The following is a 16,374-nucleotide window of genomic DNA, read 5'->3' as shown; positions in this document are numbered from 1 at the left end:
CGACCCTCACTGCCCCCCCTATAATCTGCGCTTCTTTCGTATCGGGCGGTTAGCTCAGCGGTAGAGCACTGCCTTCACACGGCAGGGGTCAGTGGTTCGATCCCACTACCGCCCACCAATAAGTGTCAACAAAATTAGCGGCTTACGGTTCAACCGGGCCGCTTTTTTTGTGTCTTCGCGGAGTCCACTCCGAAAGGCGTCATCGTGACCCCGGATACCGCCCCCCCTGATCTGTTACCTTCACACCACGGGCTTCGTGGGCTTGACGCCCCCTGCGCGCGAGGGCCTCACGAACATGGCCAGCATCTCATCCATGCCCATAATTGACGCCCCCTGCGCGCGAGGGCCTCACGAAGCTGACTTCAACCAAATTTCGGTTTTTTTCCTGTGCTGGATCATGATCCTGGAACTTATCCTGTTGTAGTGTCTACATCGACGTACGTGATGGCGTTGAGCCACCGCGGTATTTGCCAATAAGACTCACTTGGAGGGTATTGAAATGGTTGGTGAAACAAAAGGTTCGCTCTCGGGGCTCAACGAAGAAGAAGCCATGGAGTTTCATGGGGTCTTCATGTCCAGCATGATGGGCTTTCTGGGCGTTGCCGCTGTAGCCCACGTTCTGGCCTGGATGTGGCGTCCCTGGGGTGTGGCTTGGTAAGACTTCTCGCCTGAACGGCGAATCAAGTCTCAAGCGGTCCCTTTAGCGAAGCATTAAAAGCAGTTTCTTTCCGATATAGGAGATTTCAATATGTGGCGTACTTGGCTGCTGTTCGATCCGCGCAGAGCGCTGGTTGCCCTGTTTGCATTCCTGGCCGTGCTGGCTCTTCTGATCCACTTCATCCTGCTGAGCACCGAACGCTTCAACTGGATGCACACTGCCTCCCTGGTCGACACGACCGAGCAGGTCGCAGTACAGGGTCAGACGGACAAGGCAAACCTGGCCTAAGCGTCTGACGCCCATGCCTCCGGGCGGGATGGCAGTGCAATTCGCATCCCGCCCGGTGTCTGCTCGGCTTACCGGCCGCCCCCCCCTCCCCCGCAACATCTGACCACCCTGCCCCACGGGGTCGTCCCGCACCTTACGCTCGGCCATGAGCTCGAATAAGCCCTCCACGGTCTTGTCGTTCACGTAAGCGTCCAGATCGAAGTCCCTGATGCCAGCCATCCCCGGCAGGCGATGATCAATGCAGTCAATGAGATTCGCCAGAGTCTAAGTGGCTCCCGCATCCTCGAGGGCACGCTGGGTCTCGGGAAGCAGTGCTTGGGTGACGCGCGCTCCCTGCCGATCCTGCAGACACCGGGCAACGGTATCGTGATGGAAGGATTCTTCAGAAATCCGCCACTTTGAGAGGCCGTGGACACCGCATGATCACTACAGGTGTTGAGCAAGTCCTTGAGGCCCTCGACTCAACCACCTGACCCATTTCAGGCCTTTCGGCACTCCAGAATCAACCGTTCCTGCCGATAACCGTTATAGAATGACATCAGCGTCGATGTACACGCAGCCCCCTTTTGATTGGTCACCCAGTCCAGGAACGCGCCATGGCCCTTGTGAAAAAGACTCCGGGCACTTCGCCCTCATCCGCCGGCGGTGAGGATTCCCGCACCCAGGCCGCCGCAACCCGCGAGGCGGAAGCCCAGCGCAAACGCGCCCGCACCCTGGCAAAGCAGCAACAGGCCGCCGAGCGCATCGCCTCCGCCACCGCCCAGCTGGCCTCCGGCATCAATGAGGCCGCCTCCGCCGCCGAGGAACTCAAACGAGCCTCCGACCAGATCGCTTCGGGTGCCGAAGAGGCCTCCGGTGCCGCCCAGGAATCCCTTACCGCCTTCAAGCAGGTCACGCAGGCCCTTGACCAACAGCTGGAAAATGCCAACAGCGCCCAGACCCGGGTGGAGAACCTCAAGGAACTGGTTATTGGGGTCAGCGGCGAGATCGCTGGCTTCATCACCAATGTGCGGGTGAGTGCCCAACGTCAGGGTGAGTCGGTAAAAATGGTCGGCGAACTGGAGCAGCAGGCCGCCAACATCGGCGATATCGTCAAGGCCGTGGCCCGCATCGCCGATCAGACCAATCTCCTGGCCCTCAATGCCGCCATCGAGGCCGCCCGAGCTGGCAAGCACGGCAAGGGCTTTGCCGTAGTTGCCGACGAGGTTCGTACCCTAGCGGAAACTTCAGAAAAAAGCGCCAAGCAGATCCAGGATCTGGTAGCACAGATACAAAACGACGTTAAGCATATCTCTGAAGGCATCAACACCTCCGCTGACAAGGTGCAGCAGGAAGTGGAAAATGGCAAGCAGATCACTCAGCAACTGGACCAAATCCGCAATGACACGGCCTTGATCACCAGTGGCATTCAGGAAATCGCCAACGGTGCTCAGCAGTCCGAGAACGCCGCCAGGCAGGCCCTGAAAGGCACTGAAGAGATTGCCACCGCCGCCGAGGAGCAATCCGCTGCTGCCGAGGAGTCGGCCAAAACCGTGGAAGAGCAGACCCAGGCACTGTCTGAATGCGAGCAAGCAGCCCAGAACCTGTCGGAACTGGCGGAAGAACTGCGCAGTTCCACCGATATCAGCAAGAGCGCCGAAGAAGTGGCCTCGGCCGCAGAACAGCTATCGTCAGCGGTACAGGAGATCAACCGCTCCGGGGCGCAGATCATGGCGGCCCTGGACCAGATCCGCAAGAGCGCCCAACTACAGTCCTCTGCCACCGAGGAATCTGCCGCCGCCGTCAACCAGATCGAGCAGGGGCTGGTGGTGGCCCAGCAGCGGGCGAAGAGCGCGGACGAGAACATCAGCAGCATCACCGAGCTGCTCAAGTCCAACCAGGACAAAATGGAAAACCTCATCCAGGGCGTTGCGGAATCCGCTGATGCTTCCCGGGAAAGCCTGAGCCAGATCAAGAACCTGGAACTGGTCTCACGGCGTATCGACAAGATCGTGGACGCCATCACCACTGTGTCCATCCAGACCAACATGCTGGCGGTCAATGGGTCCATTGAAGCCGCCCGTGCCGGCGAGTTCGGCAAGGGCTTCGTGGTGGTGGCCACGGATATCCGCAACCTCGCCCATGACTCGGCAGAGAACGCCGATCGCATCAAGGATCTTGTAAAGGCAGTTCAGGATCAGATCGATACCGTCTGGCGAGACCTGGACGAGAATATCAATACCGCCAATATCGAGGCGCAGAAGGCCAAATCCATCACCCGGGGTCTGCAGACGGCAACAATCGACGTGGCCACGGTGCAAAAAAATACACTGGAGGTGCTCAATGCTGCCACCGAGATTGCCACGGCCATCGGCCAGGTGAAAACCGGTGTCGAGCAGATCGCTGCCGCCGCCGAAGAAGCAGAAAAGGCCTCCGCAGAAGCGGCCTCGGCCGCTGGTCAGCAGGCACAGGGCGCCGAGGAACTGGCAGCGGCCATCGAAGAGATCGCCTCTTTGGCCGACGAACTCCAGAGCGCCTGACCTCAGCCACCGTATTGCGGGAGATCGTCATGACCAACGAAACGGTCGCATCGTCCCCCCCAGGCGGGGGTGATCCTCAGTCGCCAGACCCGGAGCACGAATCTAACGTCCGGCAGTTCGTGATCTTTATCTGTGGCAATGAGGTCTTCGGGGTGGACATGGCCCCGGTGCAGGAAATCATTCGCGTTCCCGATGTAGTGAGGGTACCTCTGGGCCCCACCACCCTGGAAGGGCTGGCCAATCTGCGCGGCAAGGTGTTGCCCATCATCAATCTGCGCCGCCTGTTCGGTTTTGATGAACAGAACAGCGACGATTCTTCTCGCGCCCTGGTGATTGATCTGGGCCAGCCGCTGGGATTCGTCGTGGATCGGGTTAGCAGCGTGGTGGCGGTGGAACCGGAACAGATCGAGGATATCACCGACCTGAGCACGACGGTAAACACCGAAATGCTGGCAGGTTTGCTCAAGGACGTGGGTGGCTTTCCCATGGTCATGGTCATGGATTTCCAACACCTGATCAGTGCGGAATTTGCCGAGATCGCCCGCATGGCTCGAAGCACTGCGGCCCGTGCCCTGACCCAGGAAAACTACAGCAACGAGGATGACAGCGAGGACGCACTGGATGAACTCCAACTGGTCAGCTTCGAGGTAGCGGAACAGGAGTACGCCATCCCCATCGAGCATACTCAGGAAATCGTGCAGTTCCCCGAGCATGTCGTGAAGGTTCCCCGCTCCGAAGCCCACGTACTGGGGGTGATGACCCTCCGCAACCGACTACTGCCCTTGGTCTCGCTGCGCTGCCTGTTCGAATTGCCCGCGCGCATCCCGGATGAGCACAGCCGCATCGTGGTGGTACGACTGGGCACGGTGACCGTGGGACTGGTCATGGACAGTGTCAACGAAGTGCTGCGGGTACCCCTGGCCGCTGTGGAGGCCATGCCGGCCATGCTCGCCAGCAGCGGCGACATGGGTGAAATCTCCAGAATCTGCCGCCTGGGACAGGACGGCAGACGCCTGGTATCCATCATCGCCATCGAGCACCTGTTCCGGCACTCTTCCATTCAGGAGGCGATCAGCACCGTGAAAGACATGCAAGAAGACGACCCGTCCGCGCACGACGGTCAGGAAGAACAGGACGACGACGAAGAGCAGGTGGTGGTATTCCGTCTCGACAAGGAGGAGTTTGGTGTCCCCATCAGCAGCGTGCAGGAGATCGTGCGTATCCCCGACGAACTCACCCGAGTACCCAAGGCGCCTGCCTTTGTCGAGGGCGTCATCAACCTGCGTGGTTCGGTGCTGCCGGTTATCGACCAGCGTCAGCGGCTGGGCCTCCCTCCCAAAGAGCGCAACGATCGCCAGCGCATCATGGTCTTCCTGCTGGACGGCATGCGCACCGGGTTCATCGTCGATTCCGTGGCCGAGGTCCTCAAGATTCCCCGCGCCGCCATCGAACCCGCTCCGCAACTGTCCGTGGAACAGGCCCGCCTGATCGCCCGGGTGGCCAATCTGGAGCAACACAAACGCCTGATTCAGTTGATTAACCCATCACATCTGATCGCCCGGGAACAGCGGGAAGCACTTGCGACCCTATCGGATCAGGAAAACGGCGAAAAACCGTAAAAGCAACCGGACCGAGCCGGGCCGGCGCCGGCTTCACCCCAATGCCAACAGGACCCAGGGCAGACTGTGATCAAGCTGCTGATTGTCGATGACTCCGCGCTCATGCGCCGCCAACTCAAGGCCATTTTCACGGCGGAAGGGGACTTCCAGGTGGAAGTGGCCCGCCATGGCCAGGAGGCGGTGGAACTCAACCGGACCTTCGAGCCAGATGTCATCACCCTGGACATCAACATGCCGCAGATGGACGGACTGACCGCCCTGTCCCTACTCATGGCGGAGCGTCCCGTTCCCGTAGTGATGGTCTCCTCGCTCACCGAGAAGGGTGCCATCTCCACCCTGGAGGCCCTCAACCTGGGGGCCGTGGACTACATCCCAAAACCAGGTGGCACCATTTCCCTGTCCATCGCCGAGGTGGAAGCGGAGATCATCGCCAAGGTGCGGGCCGCCGCTGGCGCCCGCATCCGGAAATCCCGCGGCCTGGCTTCCCGTATCCGCGGCAATCTGAGCGTTGCCGCGGCAGCCAGGCCTACCCACACGCCACCGCCCTCGCCGATGGGAAAGGACATCTCCGATGATGGGCTGGTCATCATCGGCGTCTCCACCGGAGGACCGCGCACCCTGGAAGAGATCCTGCCCCGGCTACCAGCGGACTTCCCCTGGCCGGTCCTGGTGGCCCAGCACATGCCCCCCAGCTTCACTCGCCCCTTCGCGGAGCGCATGAATGCCCTCTGCGCCCTGGAAGTACTGGAACTGCGCCGGCCGCTGGAACTGGTGCCCGGGCAGATCCACATCGGTCGGGGCGGTGCAGATATCCTGGTCACGCGCCGTGCTGGCCGACTCCTGGTCAGTGCTCGCCCGGAATCAGCGGAGATGCTCTGGCACCCCTCGGTGGAACTACTGGGGTGCTCGGTGCTGCAGCACTGTGACCCGCGCCGGGTGATCGGCGTCATGCTCACCGGCATGGGCTACGACGGAGCAGATAGTTTCACCAAACTCAAGCGCCAGGGAGCGCGCACCGTTGCCGAGTCTGAACAATCAGCTGTGGTCTTTGGCATGCCGGCGGAACTCATCAAGCGCGGCGGCGCCACCACCGTACTGCCGGTGGAAAAGATTGCGGAACAGATCATCAAGTGGGTGAGGGCATGCTAAACCCACCGCTCACCAGGAATTCATCATGGCATTGAAAAGGGGACAGCCCACGCCGGCCGACCATAGCCCCGGCGAGCGACAGGAGCCAAGGGACCTGGAAACCCTGCTGCAGACCCTGCTGGACGGGGATCCCATGAAACGTCGCTGGGCCGCCCGTGATCTGGCGGACCATCCGACGGCGGCCGTGGCCCTGGCCACTCAGCTACAACATGAAACGGATACCACCGTACTGCAGATCATTATCAGCTCGCTGGGCTGCATAGCCAACGATGTCGCCGTTCGCGGACTGATCGACTGTCTTTACTTGGAACAGGCCCTGCTGCGCAACACTGCCATTGAAGTGCTCAAGGAGCTGCCCGAGCCAGTGGCACCCCACATGGGTCAGCTACTGCAGGATCCTGACCCGGATGTGCGGATCTTTGCCGTCAATGTGCTGGAATCCCTGCGCCATTCCAACGTGGAGGAATGGCTAATCGGAGTCATCCTCAAGGACGACCATGTCAACGTCTGCGCCACCGCTCTGGACCTTCTGAGTGAAGTCGGCAGTCCCCGTGCCAGGGAAGCCCTGCAAGCACTCAAGCAGCGTTTTCCCGAGGAACCCTACATCCAGTTTGCCGCCGAGTTGGCCCTCAAGCGCATTGGGGTCGAGTAATTCTCATGCAGACACCCACCGTCATCAGTGGTGAGGATTTTCAGAAGTTTAGGGAATTCTTCCATCGCAAGACCGGCATGCTGTTCGAAGACAGCAAGCGTTACTTTGTGGACAAGCGACTGCTGGAACGCATGACCGCCACCGACAACGAGAGCTTTCGCAGTTACTTCACCATGCTGCGTTTTCAGGCCTCGGGTGCGGAACTGCAAACGCTGATCAACGCCATGACAGTGAACGAAACCTACTTCTTCCGTGAGGAGTATCAGTTCCGCTGCTTGGTGGACTCCATTCTCCGCGAGGTCGTGGCCCGGCGCTCATCCTCCCGCCCCATCCGTATTTGGTCCGTCCCCTCTTCCTCCGGCGAGGAACCCTACGGCATTGCCATCTACCTGCTGGAACACTGGCCATTGCTTGAAAAGTGGGATGTGGAGATCATCTCTTCCGATATCGACACCCGGATCCTGGAAAAGGCTCGTAACGGGCTTTATGCCGACCGGGCGGTTCAAAATATGCCCGGCCCGCTGCTGAAGAAATATTTTCGTCGGGTGGGCAGCCATTACCAGATCAGCCGGAGCCTGCAAGAGGCGGTGGAATTCACGCGGGTGAACGTCCACGATGCCGCCGACATGCGCAGTCACCGGCAGTTCGATGTGATCTTCTGCCGCAACCTGCTGATCTATTTCGACGATTTGTCCCGCAAAAGGACCGCCGAGTCCTTCTTCGATGCCCTCAACCCCGGCGGCTTCATCTGCCTGGGGCATTCCGAATCCATGAGCCGCATCTCATCACTGTTCCAGATCCGGCGCTTTCCCGAAGCCATCGTGTATCAGAAACCTCTGGAGGCGAGATGAAACGCATTCTCGTCATAGATGACGCAGCCACGGTCAGGCTCTATCACCGTGAAATCCTCGAACAGGCCGGCTTCGCCGTCACCGAGGCCATCAACGGCCTGGAGGCCCTGGAGAAACTGGAAGCGGATGGTCCATTCGATCTCTATCTGGTGGATATCAACATGCCCAAGCTGGACGGCTACGGCTTTCTCAAGGCACTGCGCGAAAAGGATATCCCGCAGGCACCGGCCATCATGATTTCTACCGAGTCATCCCCCAGGGACCGTGAGGCCGCCCTGGTCGCCGGTGCCAACCTCTACATCATCAAGCCGATCAGGCCCGAACAGCTACTGCCACAGGTAAGGGGCCTGCTCGGAGAGGGGCATCCGTCATGAATCCGTTACTGGATCAGTTCATCAGCGAATCAAGAGACACCATCCAGTCCATCGGCGAACGACTCCTGCAGCTGGAAAACGCCCCGGCTGATCATGAACTCATGAATGAACTGTTCCGACTGGTGCATACCCTCAAAGGCAACAGCGGCCTGTTCGACTTCCCCGAGATGACCCGGGTACTGCACGGCGCCGAGGATCTGATGGATGCGGTCAGGGATAGCCGAATCGGCTATTCGCAGTCGCTTGCCGATCAACTGCTTGAAGCCATGGATTTTATCTCTGCCCTACTGGATGAGATTCTCGACGGCGGAGACGCTAGCCTGCCGGCCGACACGGAGCGCACCGCAGCCGCCATGGTACTGACCGACTCACTGCGGCAGTTGATCACGGCCCAGGCCACACAGGAAGATACCGCAACACCCGCTCCCGAAACCTTGCTGGCACGAGATCCAGCAATGGCTTCATGCGCAGAGGCGCAAATCCCCGAAGCTGCGCGCATGGAGGCATACCGCCAGATAATCCAGGGACAAGCTTGTTCCTGGATGAGCTATCAGCCTGAGGAAGACTGCTTCTTCAAGGGGGAAGATCCGTTCTATCAGATCACCCAGCTCCCCGCCCCCCTCTGGCGCCGGGTGACTGCCCGGGAACCTTGGCCCGCCCCTGAAACCCTGGATGCCTACCGCTGCCTGCTGCACTTTGAATCCATTGTCCCGATGGACCTGCAGGGGCTGACAGGACACTTCCGCTATATCCCCGACCAAGTGCAGCTCAGCTCTCTTTCCCCGGCGGCACTGGCCATACCCACAGGGGATGCCCATGACAGCATCCCCGCCGCTGAATATCTACAAACCGCCACGGAACACCTGCAATCCGGTGATCATGAAGGCCTGATTCAGGCCAGTCGCCTCCTGCTGGAACTGTCATCACCCAAATTAAGGGTGGCCTCGGCACTGCGCTGGCTGCTTCTGGTAATGGAAACCCGTCCGGACGATGTCCCGCTGCAACAACAGTTGCTGGACGACATCCGCCACGGAGCAGGTATCGACACCGACGCCGCAAATGCCGCCGCCCCATCCTCCCTTGCACCAAATATGAGGGACATGAGCGATCCCATCGCCGGCATCATCGCGACCCAGGCCGAAATTCTCGCCCTGACCGATGTACCGCCCTGGCTACCGGGACGTCTGCGGGCAATCGCCGCCAGCCTGCGGGCCGCCTTTACCCACGTGGGACAACTCACGCTCATTGAAGGTCTGGATGAGGCCCTGCAGGCTGCGCTGGAGCGGAATCAATCCACTCCCCTGGCCCGATGGCTGGCCGACCAGGCCCTGCCATCGGCGGCCGAGGCCAATACGGTACTGGCTGCGCCCCCCATCGCCGCAACCGTGCCCCCCGCCGCGCCCTCAGACACAGCGACCAGTGCTGGTGAAACTCGCAAGTTCGGTCGGCGCATGGAAGACGCCCATGCCGGCCCCAGTGCCATCAAAGTGGATCAGGCCAAGATTGACCGCCTGATGAACCTCATTGGCGAGATGATCGTGGCCAAGAATGCCCTGCCCTATCTGGCCGCCCGGGCTGAAAATGTGTTCGGAGTGCGGGAACTGTCCCGGGAGATCAGGGGGCAGTACTCCACCCTCAATCGCATCGCCGATGAAATGCAGGACGCCATCATGCAGGTCCGGCTGCTGCCGGTATCCTTCGTCTTCCAGCGTTTCCCGCGTCTGGTCAGGGATACCGCCCATAAACTGGGCAAGGAGGTGCGGCTGATACTGGAAGGCGAGGAAACGGAGGCGGACAAGAACGTCATCGAGTCCCTGGCCGACCCCCTGGTTCACATCATCCGCAACAGCCTGGATCATGGCCTGGAAACACCAGAGGAACGTCGCGCTGCCGGGAAGCCCGCCGCAGGCCGCCTCACCATCAGGGCCCGCTCCGAATCGGACCGGGTGGTGATCGAGATCGCCGACGACGGTCGCGGCATCGATCCCACGGTGATCCGCCGGAAAGCCTATGAAAAGGGTATCATTGACGAACAAACACTAGAGCGGCTGACGGATCAGGAAGCACTGAATCTGATCTTTGCCCCGGGTTTTTCAACGGCCGGGCAAGTGTCCGACCTGTCCGGACGTGGCGTTGGCATGGATGTAGTGCGCACGGCGGTGGCACGGGTCAACGGCAGCATCGACCTGAAGAGCCAGCCCGGCGAGGGAACCCGACTGCGGCTTTCACTGCCCCTGTCCATGGCCGTGACTAACGTAATGGTCATCGTTTCCGCCGGACAGCGCTTTGGGGTCGCCATGGATGCGGTTGCAGAAACCGTGCAGATAGCACAGACCAACATCCAACGCATCAAGCACCAGACGGCCACGGTTCTGCGCGACCGGGTAGTGCCCCTGGTGACACTCAACGACCTGCTGGGCCTGGACGAAGCTCAGGTCCCCAACGAAGATGGCGAACTGGCTGTGGTGGTGGTGCGTATCGAAAATGATTTTCTCGGCATCATCGTGGATGACTGTCGCGAAACCGTGGATATCATCCTCAAACCCCTGGCCGGATTCCTCGGCAACCTGCAGGGCTATGCCGGCTCCGCCCTGCTGGGGGACGGCTCAGTACTGCTGGTCCTCAATCCCCGGGAGCTGCTGTAATGGGCATCGAAATCCACGATGACACTCTGCGGATCAGTGACATACTGGGAGTCGAGGACGCCGAGATCCTGCTCGAGTGGCTGCTCAAGAATCCCGGCGGCGCGGTGGATCTGGCCGAATGCACGCATCTGCATGCCGCCAATCTGCAGGTACTGATGGCCAGCCCCCCCCGCATTACCAACTGGCCTGATGATGCCCTCCTGGCGGACTGGCTCAAGCACGCACTCAATCAAGAGGAATGATTTCATGCCCAAGACCATCCTTGTGGTGGATGATTCAGTGACCATGGTCATGAGCCTGAAGACCAGCCTGCAGATCGCTGGCTTTACCGTGGAGACGGCCCACGACGGCCAGCAGGCGTTGGACAAACTCAAGACAGGCATCAAACCAGACCTGATCATCACCGACATCAACATGCCCCGCATGGGCGGCATTGATTTCATCCGTCATGCCCGGACCCTGCCCGGCATGCGCTTTACCCCTATCCTGGCACTCACCACGGAAAGCCAGCAGGCCAAGCGGGACGAAGCCAAGAAATTGGGTGCCACTGGATGGTTGCTCAAACCGGTAAGCGGGGCTGACCTGGTCAAGGTCATCAAACAAGTCTTGCCCGGTGCCTGAAGGACGCCTCATGACAGTCTTGACGGAGCAGCGCCGAAAACTGGCCGAAGCATCGGTGCAGCAGGCCCGCAGCCTGCGTCGTAACATGGCCATCTCCACCGTTCTGGGCACCCTGCTACTGTCCCTCATGGTGTATTACACCCATGAACTGCCAACACAGTTATCCCAGTGGCTGGGCATCAGTGAAGCAGCGGCATTGGCGGCGCTCGTCGCCATTGCCCTGCTGGGCACCAATTTCCTCGCTGGGCTGGTGTTCTTTCGCATCAGTTATCGCAACGCCGGCTCCTTGTGCCGCACCCTGGAAGAACTGGACAGGGAACTCGTGAAAACTGAAACGCAGCTACAGGCCAGCCGCAGCGCCATGCATGCCACGGCCGACATGGATCAGGCCTTTCAGGGTTTCCTGCAGCAAAACCTGCAGGAGAGCGAGACATCCACCCTGGGCATCATCGAACGGACCGGCCGGCTTAACCAGGCAGCCGGAAAGCTACTGGAGTACCTCCAAAACTCCAGTGACAATGCCTCCACCATGGCGGTAGACATCCAACAGGGTGTGGAGGACATGAACAAGATCGCCGGTTTCGTCCGCGAACTGCCGGACAAGATCCGCCAGGACGCCGAGGTGATCCACCATATTCTCCAGGAGGTCAAGCAGTTGGAGGGGCTGGCGACATCCATCAAGGAGATCAGCCAACAGACCAACCTGCTGGCCCTGAACGCCGCCATCGAAGCTGCCCGGGCTGGAGAATCAGGGCGCGGGTTTGCCGTCGTAGCCACCGAGGTACGCGCCCTGGCTAACCGCGCCTCAACAGCCGCCGACACCATCGAGTCCGGTCTCAGTCAAGCCCTGGCAGCAGTGGAAAGCAGCCTGGTTGACAGCAACCTCGGCGATTCCCAGCACCATCTGGAGAAGGCCACCCAGGTGGTCGATGCCTTCCAGAAGCTGCAGAACAGTTACGAGGAGATGCGTCAGTTCTACAAGAGCCTGTTTTCCGTGGTCACCCAGCACAACACCGAGCTGGCAGAGGAGATTTCCGACATGCTGGGCCTGATGCAGTATCAGGATGTCGAGGGCCAACGACTGACCCGCATGACCGATACCCTGGCGGAACGCTGCCAGCTCTACGCCGACGTAGAACATTCGCCAATAGGTTTCAAAGGACTCACAGAGGATCTGCAGCAGTTACTGGCCCGTTACCTGGAGGATGAATCCCGGCATAGTCACCCCGGCAATCGGAATAAGACAAACGCCACCGATGCTGGTCCGAATATTGAGCTATTCTGATGCCACGCATCAGCCCTTAAGAAAACGCAAAGCTAATGAGCACGGCAGGCAGCAGGACCGGCCCCACCGTACTGGTGGTTAGTAATCGCAAGGGGGGAACCGGCAAGACCACCACAGCAGTCAACCTGGCGGCGGAATTCGCCGCGACAGGTCGCCGTACTCTGTTGATTGATATGGACACCCAGGGGCATTGTGCCCTGGGTCTTGGCGTCACCCCCTCCCCGGGTCGGCCCACGGCACACCACATCTTCCAGGACAACGGCATCAGCCTTCTGGAAGCGCGGTATCCCACCTGCTGTCCGGGCCTGGATCTGACCCCCGCCAATCCGGATTTCCAGCACGGCAGCACACCCAATGATGAGCAGGTGCTAGCCCGGGCTATGGCAAATCCGGAAGTAATCTCCCGCTACGATCAGGTTGTCATCGACTCCCCTCCTTCCCTGGACCAGCTCCTGCTCAATGCCCTGGCGGCCGCTCACTGGGCCGTCATTCCATTTATGCCACACCCACTGGCTGGCGAAGGGGTCCGGCAACTGTCGAAGGTCTTTTTCAAAGTCGCCATGCGCAGCAATGCCAACCTACGTCTCATGGGGGTACTGCCCGTCATGCTGGACATGCGGATCAGACAACATCAGGCCGTTCATGATCAGGTGGCCCGGCAGTTCGGCAAGGATCGAGTACTGGGGGGGATTCGCAACGACATCAAGCTGGCAGAGTCCTTTGCGGCTGGGCAGCCCATCCGGCTGTATGCACCACGCAGCCGTGGCAATGAGGATTACAAGATGGTCTTCGGACTCATCGAACAACGCATGCAGAACGCGCCCTGAAGCCTGGGTATGCCCAGGATGATCTTTGCCGACTCACCACTCCAGCCGCAAGAAACGAAGGCGCCCCACCACCACGGCCTGACAGCGCGCCATGTACTCCTCTAGCTCACCCTGGGGCAGGGTCTCGATATCTGCCACATGGGCCTGAAACGGCCGATGACCCGGTGGTGAATCGGGCTGATATCCATGCTGACTACCTGGCGCTGACGCACTATCATTGAAGATGTGCTGTCGCCAAGGGCGCTGTCATTCGACGGCCCGCCGGAAATCGACGGCTCTTTTTAACGTTCGCTGTCCATGACTGTTTCAGGCCATGCCAAGCAATCCGGGGTACGAGTGAATGGTGGCGGGTCGACTTAGGGGGTGCCTCACCACCTTGATGCATTAGAGTTAGGCGGGGGAGGATGTCAACGATGTATCATGGACAGGCAGTACCCGATTGATCTTCCTCCAGCGCGCGTCTTTCCAGCAGCGCTCCGGTTCCATTAAAGGGGGCCCCTTCCCATGCGCGCATTCCAGTGGAACGCCAACTTTGTTACCGGCCTGTCGGCCGTCGATGAGCAGCATCAACACCTGGTCGAACTCATCAACCGCCTGGGTAACTTGCTGGGAACCAACAAGATTCATCGTGAGGACCTGGAAACACTCTACGGGCAGCTGGTGGATTACGCCGGCTACCATTTCAGGGAAGAGGAAGGGCTGATGGTGACCATGAACCTTGATACTCGCCATGTGGATGCCCATATCCAGATGCACCGCGACTTTCTCGAGGAAGTCACCCGGCTGCATGAGTCCCTCATTCAAGACAACCCCCTGGCTGGCAAACATCTTCTTGACTACCTGGTCCACTGGTTGGCCTTTCACATCCTGGGCCAGGATCAGCACATGGCCCGGCAGATCGAGGCAATACGCAAGGGCGTCGCCCCCGAAGCCGCCTATGCCGACGTGGAAAAGGCCAGCCATGAATACATCGAGCCGCTACTGACCGCCGTAAGCCACCTGTTTGCCCAGGTATCGGAACGCAACCGACAACTGGATCATCTCAATCAGTCCCTCGAGGCCCGGGTGGCCGCCCGCACCCTTGAACTCTCGGAGGCCAATCGCCAGCTGGAAGTGCTGTCGCGCACGGATGTGCTCACCGGCCTGCCCAACCGGCGCCACGCCATGCAGCACCTGGAGGCCCTGTGGGAAGAGTCCGACCGATTGGGGAAACCCCTGGCCTGCATGATGATCGACGCGGATCACTTCAAGGAAGTGAATGATACCCACGGTCATGAGGCCGGTGATCGGGTACTGATCGAACTGGCCAGGACCTTGCAGCACGCGCTTCGCAACGATGACATCGTCTGCCGGCTGGGCGGCGATGAGTTTCTGGTCCTCTGCCCGGCCACCCCGTATCAGGGCGCCATGCACATCGCCGAGCAGATCAAGGATGCGGTGGCCGCCCTGAGGGTCCCCACGGGCCATGATGCCTGGCAGGGCAGCGCCAGCATTGGCGTCGCCGTGCGCAGCCCAGCCATGAAAGACCCGGATGACCTCATCAAACTGGCGGACGACAGCGTCTATCTGGCCAAACGAGCAGGCAAGAATTGTGTGCGTTCCGCCAACGACGTGCCCCCTGCCCCCGAGAAATAAAGGGGACAGACCCCTTTTCCCATTGGGGGCGGCCAGGAGAAATAAAGGGGACAGACCCCTTTTCCCATTGGGGGCGGCCAGGGGGTGGCCCTGGCACTGGAGCGGAACTGAGCAGGACGTGGCTTAAGGCCCCATCCAGGTATTCCAGGATGTCGGCCTCGTTGGCGTTATCCAGCGCCAGTCGGTTGAGCCGCGAGCCGTCAAAGCCGGCGCCCAGGTACAGGTTGTAACGGCCGGGAGCAGCCGCTGATACGCACGGTGATCGTGGGCGCGACCCGCACATCGCCCACCCTGGCGGACATCTTATTCCCGTCGCGGCGCAACGAGTGACAGGGCCCGCCCGGATTATTGGCCCGGAGGAGGGCCCCGCCTTGGTACTCAGCAGGATTGACCAAGGTCAAGGGCTGCCGGGTCAGAGACTCGCGACAATCCTCCACGATATCTGACCCTCCCCTTTAACTCCCTGCCTACGGTGCCCGCATGCCTACCTTAATGAAACAGACCTGGCACCACTACAGCACCGCCCCGCATCGGCTGATGTTCCTGCCCGGCATGATCCAGCTGGTACTGACCGTCATCTACTGGGGGATCGAACTGGCCGGGCGATACACCACCTGGTGGTCGCCGCTCACCCTGAACGTGCCCGGCTTTGCCCTCCGGGGTGAGTTGTGGCGGTACAAAGAAATCACCACATTCAGGCACCCGTTGAGTACTGGACAGGTTCCAGTGCTCCGCTAGAGCGTTAGGCGTTTTTGACATAAGCAGGCACTTTGGGGTGATTCTCAAAACCGCCGTATTTGACCGACGAGGGATAATATTCTGAAGCCAATTGTACTTTCCCCGCGGCCTCTTCACCGTCAACGCTGGCAATAAATGCCAGCATGAGAACGGTGCCAGCCGCAGCAGAGACGCCGGCAGATGACCATATGTTGCCGCCTTGGTCGTGAGCATCTCCCACGGCCCAACAAAGTCGAGTTCCTCGACCTGATTGAATATAAGAACGCCAAAATTCATAGTCACCTCCTCGGCAGTCGACGTCAGCCCGCCACCGCGCCCTTCCCGCTATCGGCTGCATGGCTTTGTTCGACTTTTGCGATCTTCAGCATCTGATTCCCACCCCGCTGGAATTCGTACGGAACCTGGACCTGGCCTGCTTGTATCCGTCCGGTAGCCCCCATATTCCATAGTCCCCGCTAATCCCACATCATCACCGGCACGATCTCAAGCAATAGAGGGGTGTGCCGGTATGAA

The 16,374-nt window shown here is 60.1% G+C and carries 15 protein-coding genes, 1 tRNA gene and 1 pseudogene; 16 read left to right on the top strand and 1 reads right to left on the bottom strand.

Annotation, left to right across the window (positions count from 1 at the left end; all coding sequences use genetic code 11):
* The first annotated feature begins 43 nt into the window (after window positions 1-43).
* From BMY52_RS06835 to pufA, 3 genes are all read left to right on the top strand, one after another.
* A tRNA-Val gene (locus BMY52_RS06835) sits at window positions 44-118 on the top strand.
* Between the two features lie 381 nt (window positions 119-499).
* Complete coding sequence (gene pufB, locus BMY52_RS06830; RefSeq protein WP_090252600.1) at window positions 500-658, top strand: light-harvesting antenna LH1, beta subunit; 159 nt, start codon at window positions 500-502, stop codon at window positions 656-658.
* 90 nt (window positions 659-748) lie between these two features.
* Window positions 749-946 (top strand): light-harvesting antenna LH1, alpha subunit, encoded by a 198-nt coding sequence (gene pufA / locus BMY52_RS06825; RefSeq protein WP_090252597.1) that lies wholly within the window; start codon window positions 749-751, stop codon window positions 944-946.
* Between the two features lie 179 nt (window positions 947-1,125).
* On the opposite strand, the pseudogene BMY52_RS16010 reads toward pufA, so the two are convergent.
* Window positions 1,126-1,392: pseudogene (locus BMY52_RS16010) on the bottom strand (hypothetical protein); the annotation flags it as partial.
* A 150-nt stretch (window positions 1,393-1,542) separates the two neighbouring features.
* On the opposite strand from BMY52_RS16010, the gene BMY52_RS06820 reads away from it, so the two are divergent.
* From BMY52_RS06820 to BMY52_RS06755, 13 genes are all read left to right on the top strand, one after another.
* Window positions 1,543-3,465 (top strand): methyl-accepting chemotaxis protein, encoded by a 1,923-nt coding sequence (locus BMY52_RS06820; RefSeq protein ID WP_090252594.1) that lies wholly within the window; start codon window positions 1,543-1,545, stop codon window positions 3,463-3,465.
* A 29-nt stretch (window positions 3,466-3,494) separates the two neighbouring features.
* Entirely contained in the window at window positions 3,495-5,084 is a 1,590-nt protein-coding gene (locus BMY52_RS06815) for a chemotaxis protein CheW (RefSeq protein WP_090252591.1), read from the top strand.
* Between the two features lie 66 nt (window positions 5,085-5,150).
* Window positions 5,151-6,233: a protein-glutamate methylesterase/protein-glutamine glutaminase gene (locus BMY52_RS06810; protein ID WP_090252590.1), complete on the top strand. Its 1,083-nt coding sequence runs from the start codon at window positions 5,151-5,153 to the stop codon at window positions 6,231-6,233.
* A 25-nt stretch (window positions 6,234-6,258) separates the two neighbouring features.
* Window positions 6,259-6,885 carry a HEAT repeat domain-containing protein gene (locus BMY52_RS06805; protein ID WP_090252587.1) on the top strand — a complete coding sequence of 209 codons (627 nt, stop codon included), beginning with the start codon at window positions 6,259-6,261 and terminating at the stop codon, window positions 6,883-6,885.
* Window positions 6,886-6,890: 5 nt separating this feature from the next.
* Window positions 6,891-7,736, top strand: a complete 846-nt coding sequence (locus BMY52_RS06800; RefSeq protein ID WP_090252584.1) for a CheR family methyltransferase — start codon at window positions 6,891-6,893, stop codon at window positions 7,734-7,736.
* Window positions 7,733-8,110, top strand: a complete 378-nt coding sequence (locus tag BMY52_RS06795) for a response regulator (protein ID WP_090252582.1) — start codon at window positions 7,733-7,735, stop codon at window positions 8,108-8,110. The genes BMY52_RS06800 and BMY52_RS06795 overlap by 4 nt, the downstream gene beginning before the upstream one ends.
* A complete protein-coding gene (locus BMY52_RS06790) occupies window positions 8,107-10,755 on the top strand; it encodes a chemotaxis protein CheA (RefSeq protein WP_090252579.1) in 2,649 nt (882 codons plus the stop codon). Before BMY52_RS06795 ends, BMY52_RS06790 begins: the two co-directional genes overlap by 4 nt.
* Window positions 10,755-10,997 carry a hypothetical protein gene (locus BMY52_RS06785; RefSeq protein ID WP_090252577.1) on the top strand — a complete coding sequence of 81 codons (243 nt, stop codon included), beginning with the start codon at window positions 10,755-10,757 and terminating at the stop codon, window positions 10,995-10,997. The genes BMY52_RS06790 and BMY52_RS06785 overlap by 1 nt, the downstream gene beginning before the upstream one ends.
* A gap of 4 nt (window positions 10,998-11,001) precedes the next feature.
* A complete protein-coding gene (locus BMY52_RS06780) occupies window positions 11,002-11,376 on the top strand; it encodes a response regulator (protein WP_090252574.1) in 375 nt (124 codons plus the stop codon).
* Window positions 11,377-11,386: 10 nt separating this feature from the next.
* The gene (locus BMY52_RS06775) at window positions 11,387-12,661 is read left to right on the top strand and encodes a methyl-accepting chemotaxis protein (RefSeq protein WP_143050439.1); all 1,275 of its coding nucleotides are present in this window, start codon (window positions 11,387-11,389) and stop codon (window positions 12,659-12,661) included.
* A 35-nt stretch (window positions 12,662-12,696) separates the two neighbouring features.
* Complete coding sequence (locus BMY52_RS06770) at window positions 12,697-13,488, top strand: ParA family protein (protein WP_090252571.1); 792 nt, start codon at window positions 12,697-12,699, stop codon at window positions 13,486-13,488.
* Between the two features lie 504 nt (window positions 13,489-13,992).
* Window positions 13,993-15,123, top strand: a complete 1,131-nt coding sequence (locus BMY52_RS06760; RefSeq protein WP_090252570.1) for a GGDEF domain-containing protein — start codon at window positions 13,993-13,995, stop codon at window positions 15,121-15,123.
* A gap of 480 nt (window positions 15,124-15,603) precedes the next feature.
* Window positions 15,604-15,861 (top strand): hypothetical protein, encoded by a 258-nt coding sequence (locus tag BMY52_RS06755; RefSeq protein ID WP_143050438.1) that lies wholly within the window; start codon window positions 15,604-15,606, stop codon window positions 15,859-15,861.
* Window positions 15,862-16,374 lie beyond the last annotated feature (513 nt).

Origin of the sequence: Ectothiorhodospira marina, assembly GCF_900109495.1 — a bacterium.
Lineage (GTDB): Bacteria > Pseudomonadota > Gammaproteobacteria > Ectothiorhodospirales > Ectothiorhodospiraceae > Ectothiorhodospira > Ectothiorhodospira marina.
This window is presented reverse-complemented; position numbering and strand designations above follow the sequence as displayed.